The sequence below is a fragment of the Muricomes intestini genome, assembly GCF_004346165.1.
GTDB lineage: Bacteria > Bacillota > Clostridia > Lachnospirales > Lachnospiraceae > Muricomes > Muricomes intestini.
Genome location: NZ_SLZZ01000006.1, coordinates 22681 through 35103 on the forward strand (window position 1 = coordinate 22681; position 12423 = coordinate 35103).

The window sequence follows — 12423 nt, forward strand, 5'->3', positions numbered from 1 at the left end:
CATGGCGCAGCTTATATTGAAAAATGTGTATAAACGTTATGACGGACAGAAAAAGAAGATGTTTAAAAAGAAAAAGAAAAAGGAAAATGATTTTGCAGTAAAAGATGTTTCATATGAATGTCAAGATGGAGAGTTTATCGGAATATTGGGACCTTCAGGCTGTGGAAAATCAACAACCCTCCGCATGGTGGCAGGATTGGAGAAGATTACTGCGGGTGAGATATACATAGGTGATGTGCTCATTAATGATTTACAGCCAAAGGATAGGAATATAGGGCTGGCGTTTGAGGATTATGCCCTATATCCTCCTTTGTCCATTTATGAAAATCTGGCTTTTAATATGCGGGCAAAAAAGAAAAAGGAAGATGAAATAAAAAAAGCTATTGAGTACGTGGCCCCCCTTATGAAGATCGATGACCTGCTGGACATGAAGCCGTCTGCATTGTCCGGAGGGCAAAAGCAGAGAGTCAATATTGCAAGAGCGATTGTGAGAAGACCGGGTCTTTTACTTCTGGATGAACCTTTAAGCCACCTGGACGGTAAAATGCGCCAGCAGCTTCGGCAGGAAATCAAGCGTATGCACCATGAGATAAAGTGTACCACGATTATTGTAACCCATGACCAGATGGAGGCAATGTCTCTGGCTGACCGCATTGTTATTATGAAGGAGGGGGAGATACAGCAGATTGGTACACCTCTGGAGGTATACGATGATCCTGCAAATGAGTTTGTAGCTGGTTTTATCGGGGAACCTCCGATGAACTTAATGCCCTCAGTAATCGAAAAACAGGGGGATAAGTATATGTTTACATTTGAAGGCAGCGAACTCCAGGTGGAAGTGCCAAAACGCTACAATAAGGTAGTTAAAGATAAAATGAAAGTAATACTTGGGGTACGTCCTGTGGATGTGTTGATTGCAGAGGAGGAAGTATCCTCCACGCCGGTGCCTGTTGCAGTATACGAAAATCTCGGAGACGAGAGAAGGATTTCGGTAAGAGTAGGGGAAATGCTGCTGAGTATGACTACCCCGGAAGATGTCTATTATGAAACAGGACAGAATGTACAGCTGGTTTTTCACGAAGAACGAACACATCTGTTTGATCCTGAGACAGGAGGGCGGATCAAAGTGTAATAGCATTTAAATAAAGGAAAGGATGGTTGTAAGTATGAGAAATAAAGGAGAAACGCCAAAAACAATGAAGGCACTGGTGGCATATGACAAAGATAGGTATGTATTTGAGCATGAGTATCCGGCTCCGGAATGTGGGTCTGATGATATCATAATTAAAACAGAGGCTTGCGGAATCTGTGCGGGGGATTTAAAATGCAACCATGGTGCAGCAATGTTCTGGGGAGATGAGGTTCAGCCCTCATGGGTGAAACCGCCATTTATTCCGGGGCATGAATTCTTTGGCCATATTGTAGAAATTGGAGAAAATGTGGAGGGTTATGAATTGGGGGATAGAATTATTGCGGATCAGATTGTCCCCTGTGGAAAGTGCAGATTCTGTAAAGATGGACATTACTGGATGTGCCAGCCCCACAATATCTTTGGATTTCAGAAAGAAAATAACGGTGGAATGGCTGAGTATGTAAGATACCCGCAGACCGCAGTGATCAGCCGTGTTCCGGACACCATGTCCATTGAGGATGCGCTGCTTATTGAGCCCTATGGCTGCTCCAAGCATGCCGTGGACAGAGGAAATATTACCAATGAAGATGTTGTAGTGATTTCAGGGGCAGGCACATTGGGTCTGGGCATGGTAACTTACTCCAGAATGAAGAATCCAAAGAAACTGATTGTGCTGGACATGGTGGATGAGCGCCTGGAAAAAGCAAAGGAATTTGGAGCCGATATTGTATGGAACCCGGGAAAGGTTAATGTGGTAAAAGAAATTGAAACATTAACAGAAGGCTATGGATGTGACGTTTATATCGAGGCAACAGGGCATCCCTCCAGTGTAATCCAGGGACTTAGCATGATAAGGAAATTGGGACGTTTTGTAGAGTTCAGTGTGTTTGGCGCCCCTACTACAGTTGACTGGTCTATTATCGGTGACAGAAAGGAGCTAGATATCCTGGGGTCACATTTGAGCCCATATGCTTTTCCATTTATCATTGAGAATATAGAAAATAAGAAATTAGGAACAAAAGGCGTTGTTTCCAGGAAGTTCAAAATTGAGGAATGGGAAAAGGCTTTTGAGTACGCGACAGGAAAGCATGGAGATTTTAAAGTAGCATTGGTGTTTTAATAGTTTCTATAAAATGTTTTATGGACAAATGTCATATGAGAGAAACGGTGGGGGACGGGTATGCACCATGTTTTAATAGTTGATGATGAATTTCTGGTACGTTTGGGATTAAAAACAACCATTGACTGGGAATCAAATGGCTATAAAGTTGCTGGGGAGGCTTCCAATGGAAAAGAAGCATTGGAAATGGTGCGCTCCTCTATGCCGGATATTGTATTAGTAGATATTAAAATGCCATTGATGGATGGGTTGGAATTTATTACAGAAGCAAAGAAAATAAACGAAACCATTTCGTTTATTATTCTGAGTAACTATGAGAATTTTCAATATGCGAAACATGCCATAAAGCTTGGAGTCTCCCAGTATCTCTTAAAAAGTGAAATCAACGAGGATACTCTCCTGGCAGCACTGGAGTCAGTGAAGGCAGAACAAACCAGCAGGCATGTATCCCAGCAGGATGACAAGCAGGCGAGAAAAGCTTATTTGACCAACAATTTATCCAAAGCCCAGATTAACGCCTGTATTCCTATAGACAGAATGGATGCTCCCCCCGAAGGGCTTTTCGGGGCAGATAAATATGTGGTTATTAAGTATTTCTGCGGTATTGGGCTTTTGAATGAGCAGAGTATAGATATGCTTTCAAAGACCATGGTTTCTCTGGTTGAGAATGAGTTCTGGGGAGTGGTGTACAGTGAGGTTATATACCAGATGCATTATTACATAACTTTGATTTGTCCGGTAAATTCTCTTGCAGATACAGAGAAAATTTATATAGAAAAGAGTATCTCTATCGGAAAAAAAATGAAATACTATTTTTCTGTTTCCTTAAAAGGCGGAATCAGCCGGAAAGAAAAAGCAGGACATCTGCCCTGTCTTCTGCGGCAAGCGGAAATGGCGAGGCAGCAGTGTTTTTTTGACAGCAGCAGGGCGGAGGGAACGCCCGGTGGTGTGCGCTCTGCCGTAGAGCATTCTTTTATTGTTTATGAAAAAATATTCGGGGAAGCCAGGAAGAAGGAGGTAAGGCCCCATGTAAGCAGCTCTAAAATTCTTGAATATCTCACAGAAGGCAGAAGCCAGGAGCTGGCTGCCTATATACATGATATTTTTGTCTGTATAAAGGAACAGGGTGCCTATACAGGAGTGCAGCATACCTTTATCGATTTCTTGTCCATTGCTAAATCCAGCGTGGAAAGGTTAAATATACCAATAACGGACAATTTTGCAGCCAAGCTGGATTATGACAACTGGAATATTCTTACTTCTGTAGGAGAAACTGAAGTTTACATACATGATATTTTTAACGGTATTTTAGGTTTTATGAGTGAAGGAATCAGCGGATATAGTGCCAGTGTGAAAAAGGCAATTGCTTATGTGGAGGAACATTATACGTCCAACATTACATTGGAGGATGTGGCGCAATATGGAGAAATCAGCAAGAGTTACCTCTCTATGCTTTTCAAGCAGGAAACGGGAATTAACTTTGTAACTTATTTGAATCAATATCGGATTGAAAAGGGGAAAAAGCTGCTGACAGATACAAATCTCAAAATTTATGAGATTGCGGAGGAAATAGGGTTTGGAAGTCCTTATTATTTCAGCAAGGTATTTAAGGAACTGACAGGAATGCAATGTAAAGAGTATAGAGATCATTACTCAGCGGTAAATTGACAATAAGTATTATTTCAGCATAGCAAGAGATTTAAAGGCCTTGGAAATGTACTCCAGGGCCTTTTCATTATTAGGAAACTCTGACATTTTTCAGATGTTTCTCGCTTCTTCCAGTGTGTTATATAAATTAAGAAGTCCATATCCCCATTCCCTATTTGGAAACAGCATAGAAGCCGGCCGCACTGCTCCCAGTATTAACAAGCTTTTCACCTGATAAGCATCAAGTCCGGTAAATCCGAGCTGATAAATAGCCCATTGTATAAGCAGTGCAACTGCCCCTGCAGTAATGCCTGTTGAGATGCTGGAGCCGGAACGGACTGCATAGGTTCCACCTGGAAGTGCTCCCTTTACGTTGATACCCGGCGCTGCTACATTGGGATTGATCAATTCATCCCGGGTATATCCTCGGCCCGAGCTTAGAGCAATACTGCCGTTGCTGCCGTCATAATAGGATACGACGAGTGCACTTCTTGCACTAGCGGGAACTGTCAGAGTGTAATAGGGGTCTGAATTCAGAAAATATACTTCTCCGCTTAAAAATTCTGTTATGGGCAGCCATATATGGAATAACCCGTTGATGGTTCGGATTGGCTGTACAATTAGATTCCAAATGCCGGGGGCAGGGTCGCTAAAGCGGAAAAAAATCAATTCCGAGGCACTCCGCTCTACAATCAGGCCATAATCAACGGTTACCTGTGTCCTTTCGAAGATAAAGTTGAAGGAAGTGGTAGTCGCTGTCTGTATGGGAATAGTGGACGTGGACTCCCCTGAAGGAGAAACAAGCGAAATAGAAAAAACATTCGGGATATCTGTCCACAGTTCCATAATGAAGCCGTCTACATTTTCACCGACCCGGATTTCAACTATATTGGATGCGGTGCCTTGTGGTATTGTATAAGAATAGTGGTGCCTTTTGTCAGCTTCATTTCCTACACCGATGACAGGAATTCGATTGATTTCTGCCCCATAATCTTCAAGAGTCTTTGTAAGAGGAAGGAGACTGACATGCCCTCCCATATTAGTGCCGACTGCAATGCATATGACCAGAGGCATGTTCATGCGCTCTGCAAGTGCGTTTAGATATTTTAACCCAAGCAAAAGGTCAGTTTCCTGAAAACAAGTGGTGTCTTGCGGGATGTAATAAAAATCACGAAGGTATTGTTTTGCCTGTTTGAGTTTTACAACGGCAATGGTACTGTCAGGAGCAGCACCAAGAAATTCTTCATCGGGATTTCCGGAGCCGGCGGCCAGGCTGGCCACAAAGGTACCATGCCCCAGCTCATCGGTGGTAGGAACAATACTTAAGGGATCCTCCGAGCCCAGTGCTTCATTTATCATATCACTTGTATATTCCGACCCGTATAAAAGGTCAGGAGGCGGCGTTCCTGTCTGGATTGTCTGATCCCATATTCCTGCAATACGAGTCGTACCATCCAGATTTAAGAAAATCGGGTTTGTGTAATCAATTCCTGTGTCCAAAAAGCCTATCATGATATTATCACCCCTCAGCTGCAGGGTGGGATAGTTTTGAATCTGGAGGATGCCGGCTTCATTCATAGCATCCATACTTAAGGGCGCAAAGCATTTTGGAATTGCATTGTAGGTAAATGTACTCACGCTGAGTTCTCCCATCGGAACACTTTCCAGGTAGAGACAGCGATAGTCAAAATCGGCAAATTGCTGGCACAAATCCAATTCATCAGGAATAATATTGGCCAGCGGAAATGGGCGGGTTCCGGAAATAATAAAGTCACGGTAATCCTCAGACAAGATACGTTCTTTACATATATTTGGCTCCATATAAAACGTCCATATTATTTTTATCATATGTATATGACACATTGAGGGGAAAATATGTGCTTTGTAAGAAAAATGGTTGAAGTTAGCATTTATTCGGGTATAATATAAATAAGTAATAAATCAAAAAGACGGAAGATTCAAATTATGAATACGAAGGGAGTCAAATATGGGTACTTTTTTTGAAGATTTAGGTAAGAAAATAGGTGAAACAGCCGAGACAGTAACAAACAAGGCCGGCGAGGCAGTAGAGGTACAGAAAATCAGGAACCAGATAAGGGTGCTGGAAAGAGGCAATGAAAGTGCTTATATAGGTTTGGGGGAAATTATATATCGGCATTACAAAGACGGTGAAGTTGTAGATTCGGAAGCGATTGGAATTTGCGAAGCAATCCAGAACAGAGAAGAGAGTATTGAAAAATATGAACAGCAGATATCTAAAGTCAAAGGAGATGTGAAATGCAGAAATTGCGGCAAGTCTGTAGCGAAAGAGATGACTTTTTGTCCATATTGCGGAGAGAAAGTTTCTGATAGCAGCAGTGAAAAGACTGATTATGCCAAAGAAGCAAAGGAGCATATTGTTGATGCAGCTGAAGAAGCGGGCGAGAAAACAGAGGCTGCGGCAGAGAAGGTAAAGGAAAAAGTGTCCGATGCCGCTGATACGGTAAAAGAAAAAGTGTCCGATGCTGCAGACGATGTCTGCGAAAAGGTCTCGGCTGCAGAAGAAAAGATAAAAGAGAACATGGAAGATTAGGGGGAAGCCCATGGGTATTTTAGTTTTAATGAGTCTTACTCTATGTCTGTTACTCACGGACATCACAGTGAAAACCTATGTGGAAGGCGCTGTGAAAAAGGGAGAAGAGCACTCTATATGCAAAGGTAAGGTGAAGATTAGGAAGGTATATAATAAGGGCATGTGCCTGAATCTGTTTGAGGATAATCCTGAATTTGTAAAGATATCCTCAGCATTTGCCGCGGTTTTGCTTACCATTTATCAGCTTATTACATTACTGAGGAAAGGGAAGTATCTGAAAAAAGCAGGTCTGTCTCTCATGGTGGCCGGGGCCTGGAGCAATACCATTGACAGATGGATTCGGGGACATGTCATTGACTATGTGGGATTTCAGACAAAATGGAAAAAAGTTACAGAAATCACTTACAATCTCGGCGACCTTTTTATTGGGGCGGGAAGCCTCTTCATGATGCTGTCTTCCCTGCTTCCTTCTAAGAAAAAAGAAGCCAAGAAAGGAAAGCAAAAAGATAAATTATGATTCAGGAAATAGAACCACATCTATATAGAAATGAGTATATCCCCACCCCGCCGGACAAAGACAGTATCGCATTATATTTTGAGGAACACACGGTGTTGTTGAAGAACACGGCAGAGGGGATAGAGTTCCCCAGATTTAAAGATCTGGGGGATTTAAATAAGGAGATTTACAGAGACTATACCTATTTATTTTCCGTAGACGGGGAGAGATACTATCTCTTAGGGGAAGTTGATGCGGAGCGAATGTCCCCTTTTACATTGGAAAATACTGAAATTTTTCGGAGGGCAGATCCCCAGTACCGGGCGTTTGCGGGGATAACTGGATATCAGCTTTACAGCTGGTACAGGGATAATAAATACTGCGGGCGTTGTGGGTGTTCGATGCATAAGGATAAGAAGGAACGAATGATGCACTGTCGGAAATGTGGCAACATGGTGTATCCGAAAATCAGCCCTGCTGTGATAATTGGCGTATTAGATGGCAACAGAATTTTGATGTCAAAATATGCCGGCAGGGTATACAGGAACTATGCCCTGATTGCAGGTTTTGTCGAGATAGGCGAGATGCTGGAAGAGACCGTGAAAAGAGAAGTAATGGAAGAAGTAGGTCTTAAGGTGAAGAATATCCGATACTACAGAAGCCAGCCGTGGTCTTTCAGCGAAACAATACTTATGGGGTTTTACTGCGACCTGGATGGGGAAGATGCCATAACGTTAGAGGAAGATGAACTGGCGTTGGCAGAATGGTTTGACAGGGAGGACATACCTGTGGTACCATCTAGGGACAGCCTGACGAATGAAATGATTATAAAGTTCAAAAATGGCGAAATATAGGAGGGTAATAGCATGAGAGCTATATTTGATGAAACGCTGGTAACCGGAAATGAAACCATCGATTCCCAGCATAAAGAACTGTTTGATAAAATTAATAAGCTGCTGGACAGCTGCGAGAACGGAAATGATAAACTGACAGCAGTTAAGATGTTAGATTACCTTGCAGATTACACAGACTTTCATTTCTCTGCAGAAGAAAAGCTTCAGGAAGACATAGAATATCCGGGTATTAAGGAGCACAAAAAGGAACATGAAAAGTTGAGAAACGTTGTGAAAGAGCTTTATGAGATGCTGGAAGAGGAAGAAGGTCCTTCCAATGCTTTTGTGGAGCAGGTCAATAAGAATGTGATAGAGTGGCTTTACGGCCATATAAAGAGTTTTGACCGTTCTGTGGCAGAATATAAATTTATAGCAGTCAACAGTGAACGGCTGTAAATAGTGTTGACAAAAGGAAAAAGTTGAATTAGACTAGGAAATAGAGAAGAGCACATGCGAATTATATCTTATTGAACTTAAAAAAGTTCAGGCAGGTGAGACCTATAATTTGTCGGTGCTTTTTTTGTGCCTAATTGGGGAAAGCTATAGTTAAGCTACAGTCTGGTTATGTAAGTCTTTGAAAGAGGTGGGACAGATGGGAAAATTCAATTTGAAAAAACTAATATACGATATTTTTATTGATGTGCTGGGAGGAATTTTGATAGGTATTGGTGTATATAATTTCGCGGCAAATGCGGCCTTTCCGCTGGCCGGGATTTCCGGTATCGCGCTGATATTTTACCGCTTATTTGGGTTCCCCATTGGCTGGGTGAGCATGCTTTTAAACGTGCCTATAGCACTTGCATGCTATAAAACGCTGGGAAAGGATTTTTTTGTACGTTCTGTGAGGACGGTGATTATTACTTCTTTAATTATCGATTATGTGGCGCCCCTCTTTCCTGTCTATACAGGCAGCAGAATGCTGGCAGCGCTGTGTACCGGAATATTTTCCGGCCTGGGATACGCGTTGATTTTTATGAATAATTCTTCTACAGGGGGGATGGATTTCATTACAGTTGCAATTAAAGTAAAGCGTCCTCATCTGACATTGGGAAAGATCGTCTTTATTACAGATGCGGTTGTTGTTGCAATCGGCGGACTGATTTTCAGGGATGTGGACGGAACAATCTATGGCTTTGTCATTACCTATTTGCTGTCGTTTGTGATGGATAAAATAATGTATGGTATCGATTCCGGCAAGATGACCCTGATTGTCACAACGAAAGGTCAGGAGGTTGCGGATAAGATAGACCAATATTCGGGAAGAGGCTCTACACTGCTGAAAGGCAAGGGAAGTTACTCCGGCATAGAAAAAGAAGTCGTCATGTGTGCCTGCAGCAACAAGCAGATGTATGCAATCCGCAAAATGGTGAAAGAAGTGGATCCTTTAGCATTTACAGTGATTATGGAATCTAATGAAGTGGTGGGGGAGGGATTTAAGGATGCCTGAATCCTTCCCATGAAAACCCCCACGGCTTCAAAACAATACATCTCTATGCTTTCACTTTATCAGCATATATTTTTACCAGTTCAAGTGCCACTTTCGCAGCAGCGTCCATTCCTTCGGCAGTGATGTGCTCGTAAGGACCGTGATATCCGTGGCCGCCTGTGCCTAGATTTGGACAGGGGAGTCCCTTGAAGCTTAGCTGGGATCCGTCCGTGCCGCCCCGGATTGCCTCCACCAGCGGGGTTACACCGGCATTTTCACAAGCTTTTTTGGCATTTTCAATCAGGTGCATACATTCGGCTATAATCTCGGACATATTGCGGTACTGCTGGGTGATGGTCAATTTGACTGTACCTTTGCCCCATTTTTCATTTATCAGTTTTTCTATATGCCGCAGCGTCTGCTGGCGGACTTCAAATGTAGCTGCATCGTGGTCCCGGACAATATAGTGCAGTTCAGCATGTCCTACTTCACCGGACATGTTTACCAGATGATAGAAGCCTTCATAGCCTTCTGTATCCCTTGGCGTATCACCGGAGGGAAGCATGGAGTTGATTTCCATGGCAACCAGGCTTGCGTTTACCATTGTATCCTTGCTGGAGCCGGGATGTACGTTAACTCCTTCAATTTCAAAATCAGCTTTGCATGCATTGAAGTTCTCAAACTGGATTTCACCTTCTGTGTCTCCGTCCAATGTGTAACCATAATCTGCCCCAAATTCCTCCACATTAAAATGAGAGGCACCGGTGCCGATCTCCTCGTCCGGGGTGAATGCGACAGATAGCGGTCCGTGAGAAATGTTTTCCTCTTTCAGACATTGAATCATTGTTATAATCTCTGCAATTCCCGCCTTGTCATCTGCACCTAAAATAGTAGTTCCGTCGCTGGTGATCAATGTGCGTCCCTTTAGATTCGGCAGGTGTTTGAAAGCATTTGTGCTAATGGTGCGCCCGCTTGCCCCCAATACGAAATCTTTTCCGTCATAATTTTCCGTCACAACAGGAACAATATCGTGGTCACAGAAATCTGATACTGTGTCCATATGGGCGATAAACCCTAACTTTATCTTGTCCTCGTAACCCGGTGTGGCAGGAATATGGGCATATACATAGCACTGCTCGTCGACTCTTGCATCAGACACCCCAAGGTCTTTGAGTTCCTGAACCAGCAGATGTGCCAGATCAAACTGGCATGAGGAGGATGGGACACTTTCACTGTTCTCATCACTCGGTGTGCGTACAACAACATACTTTAAAAGTCTTTCATAAGCTCTCATAATGACATATCCCTTCTTTTCAAAATGTTTTTCTTCTATCTTAGCAGAACGTGTCTGGAAATACAATCCGGAGCTTTTTTACAAATCCACATAAAAACTACATATTTGCCTGTTACACTACATTCATTGAAGTGATACCAGGGTCAAAAGGCCATGCGTTTCATGCTTGCATGAAAAAGCATGACCTTGGGACCCTACATCATTGAAGTGATAAGGAAGTGTATATTGTGTCAGGAATAATGAAAAGAGAGCTGCACATCCGCGGGATGAGCTGTGTCAACTGTCAGAATACTATCCAGAGAAAATTGAAAAACACAGCGGGCATTAAAAAAGTCAACGTCAGTTACAGCAAAGGAACGGCAGATATTATGTTTGATTCTGATGTAATATCTATGAAAGATATTTGCAGAGTTATAGAAAAGCTGGGGTATAAGGTTCAAAAAAACAGCAGGCAGACAAATGAAGATATTTTAAAGACTATCCTCGCTCTGCTTATTATTATTGGTCTGTATATGCTGCTTCAGAAATTCAATATCCTCAACCTGCTTGTTCCTGGTCAGTTGGCGGATACAAAAATGGGATATGGGATGCTGTTTGTGATTGGGCTTATTACATCCGTTCATTGTATTGCCATGTGCGGAGGTATTAATCTTTCCCAGTGCCTTCCACAGGATACACTGGAAGGAACCGGGGAAAGTAAATTTTCTACATTTGCTCCCGCGTTTTTATACAATTTGGGAAGAGTGATTTCTTACACGGTTATTGGATTTCTTCTGGGCGGAATAGGCATGCTTCTTGGTGGAGGCTCCTCTGCGGGTCTGCCAGTTTTTCTACAAGGTATTCTGAAACTGATTGCGGGAGTATTTATGGTGATCATGGGAATCAACATGCTCGGCATCTTCCCATGGCTCCGCAGATTTAATCCACGGATGCCAAGATTCCTTGTTGCAAAAATAGGTACACAGAAAGGTAAAAGTAAACGTCCCCTGATTGTGGGCCTGCTCAATGGGCTGATGCCCTGCGGTCCCCTGCAGTCCATGCAGATTGTAGCGTTGGCAGCGGGAAACCCGTTTACAGGAGCATTGTCCATGTTTATATTCAGTCTTGGTACTGTGCCGCTGATGCTGGGACTTGGTTTTGGTGTATCGGCCCTCGGGAAAAAATTTACCGGGAAAGTAATGAATGTAGGTGCAGTTCTGGTAGTAGTTCTTGGCCTTGCAATGCTTTCGCAGGGAGGAGCCTTATCTGGGCTCATATTGCCAAAAGAATTATTCTTTCTGGTCATTGTTCTCTGCACAGTCGGCGTTATTGTCAGCATTCCCATGCGGAACAGTTCCGTCAAAACATCAGGTGTTACGGCTGTTCTTGCGGCCGCGGCTTTTAGTTTCATGAATCTGCAGATGGGCGGCAATCTGAATGAAGCAGGAACAGCTGCTGCTTTATCAGATGAGGTTACAGCATCCTCAGATAATTCTGCTGCGGGCAAAGAGCAGGGGGCAGACGATACTGATATCCAGATAATCGACGGAAAACAGGTTATAAACAGTACCCTTTTACCCGGCAGCTACCCGAATATTACGGTGCAGACAAACACACCGGTCAAATGGACAATTAATGCTCCAACCGGAAGTATCAACGGCTGTAATTACAAAATGTTGATTTCAGAATATTCCATCGAATATGATTTTCAGGAGGGAGAGAATGTCATAGAATTCACTCCTACCGAATCAGGAACCTACCCATACAGCTGTTGGATGGGCATGATTCGCGGAAACATTGTTGTCACAGACAGCAGTGAAACATAAAATGGTATAGTCTATTTGGGTACACGCTATTTTTTAAT

At 43.0% G+C, this 12423-nt stretch carries 11 protein-coding genes; 9 read left to right on the forward strand and 2 right to left on the reverse strand.

The annotated features are described in order from the left end of the window. Position 1: 1 nt before the first annotated feature. Genes EDD59_RS05655 through EDD59_RS05665 form a run of 3 tightly spaced genes read left to right on the forward strand, consistent with a single transcriptional unit; the run spans position 2 to position 3920 of the window. Positions 2-1132, forward strand: a complete 1131-nt coding sequence (locus EDD59_RS05655) for an ABC transporter ATP-binding protein (RefSeq protein ID WP_132379800.1) — start codon at positions 2-4, stop codon at positions 1130-1132. A 34-nt stretch (positions 1133-1166) separates the two neighbouring features. Next, positions 1167-2252: an alcohol dehydrogenase catalytic domain-containing protein gene (locus EDD59_RS05660; protein WP_132379802.1), complete on the forward strand. Its 1086-nt coding sequence runs from the start codon at positions 1167-1169 to the stop codon at positions 2250-2252. 60 nt (positions 2253-2312) lie between these two features. Continuing rightward, positions 2313-3920, forward strand: a complete 1608-nt coding sequence (locus EDD59_RS05665) for a response regulator transcription factor (protein ID WP_132379804.1) — start codon at positions 2313-2315, stop codon at positions 3918-3920. A gap of 90 nt (positions 3921-4010) precedes the next feature. Here EDD59_RS05665 and EDD59_RS05670 read toward each other — a convergent pair whose 3' ends face one another. Next, positions 4011-5720, reverse strand: a complete 1710-nt coding sequence (locus EDD59_RS05670) for a S8 family peptidase (protein WP_132379806.1) — start codon at positions 5718-5720, stop codon at positions 4011-4013. Between the two features lie 166 nt (positions 5721-5886). On the opposite strand from EDD59_RS05670, the gene EDD59_RS05675 reads away from it, so the two are divergent. From EDD59_RS05675 to EDD59_RS05695, 5 genes are all read left to right on the forward strand, one after another. Next, on the forward strand, positions 5887-6471 hold the full coding sequence (locus EDD59_RS05675) for a zinc ribbon domain-containing protein (RefSeq protein ID WP_132379808.1): 585 nt from the start codon (positions 5887-5889) through the stop codon (positions 6469-6471). Between the two features lie 10 nt (positions 6472-6481). Beyond that, a complete protein-coding gene (locus tag EDD59_RS05680; RefSeq protein WP_132379810.1) occupies positions 6482-6988 on the forward strand; it encodes a signal peptidase II in 507 nt (168 codons plus the stop codon). Continuing rightward, the gene (gene nudC / locus EDD59_RS05685; RefSeq protein ID WP_132379812.1) at positions 6985-7821 is read left to right on the forward strand and encodes an NAD(+) diphosphatase; all 837 of its coding nucleotides are present in this window, start codon (positions 6985-6987) and stop codon (positions 7819-7821) included. The genes EDD59_RS05680 and nudC overlap by 4 nt, the downstream gene beginning before the upstream one ends. A gap of 12 nt (positions 7822-7833) precedes the next feature. Continuing rightward, a complete protein-coding gene (locus tag EDD59_RS05690; protein WP_132379815.1) occupies positions 7834-8256 on the forward strand; it encodes a bacteriohemerythrin in 423 nt (140 codons plus the stop codon). A 196-nt stretch (positions 8257-8452) separates the two neighbouring features. Continuing rightward, the gene (locus tag EDD59_RS05695) at positions 8453-9307 is read left to right on the forward strand and encodes a YitT family protein (RefSeq protein ID WP_132379817.1); all 855 of its coding nucleotides are present in this window, start codon (positions 8453-8455) and stop codon (positions 9305-9307) included. Positions 9308-9350: 43 nt separating this feature from the next. On the opposite strand, the gene pepT is transcribed toward EDD59_RS05695, so the two are convergent. Further along, complete coding sequence (gene pepT, locus EDD59_RS05700; RefSeq protein ID WP_132379819.1) at positions 9351-10580, reverse strand: peptidase T; 1230 nt, start codon at positions 10578-10580, stop codon at positions 9351-9353. A gap of 227 nt (positions 10581-10807) precedes the next feature. On the opposite strand from pepT, the gene EDD59_RS05705 reads away from it, so the two are divergent. Further along, the gene (locus tag EDD59_RS05705; RefSeq protein ID WP_243117353.1) at positions 10808-12385 is read left to right on the forward strand and encodes an urease accessory protein UreH domain-containing protein; all 1578 of its coding nucleotides are present in this window, start codon (positions 10808-10810) and stop codon (positions 12383-12385) included. The last annotated feature ends 38 nt before the right edge of the window (positions 12386-12423 follow it).

Coding starts and splice junctions, on each gene's coding strand:
- EDD59_RS05680 (WP_132379810.1), top strand. CDS start 6,482: ATGGGTATTTTAGTTTTAATGAGTCTTACTCTATGTCTGTTACTCACG.
- EDD59_RS05660 (WP_132379802.1), top strand. CDS start 1,167: ATGAGAAATAAAGGAGAAACGCCAAAAACAATGAAGGCACTGGTGGCA.
- EDD59_RS05690 (WP_132379815.1), top strand. CDS start 7,834: ATGAGAGCTATATTTGATGAAACGCTGGTAACCGGAAATGAAACCATC.
- EDD59_RS05695 (WP_132379817.1), top strand. CDS start 8,453: ATGGGAAAATTCAATTTGAAAAAACTAATATACGATATTTTTATTGAT.
- EDD59_RS05665 (WP_132379804.1), top strand. CDS start 2,313: ATGCACCATGTTTTAATAGTTGATGATGAATTTCTGGTACGTTTGGGA.
- EDD59_RS05670 (WP_132379806.1), bottom strand. CDS start 5,720: ATGGAGCCAAATATATGTAAAGAACGTATCTTGTCTGAGGATTACCGT.
- nudC (WP_132379812.1), top strand. CDS start 6,985: ATGATTCAGGAAATAGAACCACATCTATATAGAAATGAGTATATCCCC.
- EDD59_RS05675 (WP_132379808.1), top strand. CDS start 5,887: ATGGGTACTTTTTTTGAAGATTTAGGTAAGAAAATAGGTGAAACAGCC.
- pepT (WP_132379819.1), bottom strand. CDS start 10,580: ATGAGAGCTTATGAAAGACTTTTAAAGTATGTTGTTGTACGCACACCG.
- EDD59_RS05655 (WP_132379800.1), top strand. CDS start 2: ATGGCGCAGCTTATATTGAAAAATGTGTATAAACGTTATGACGGACAG.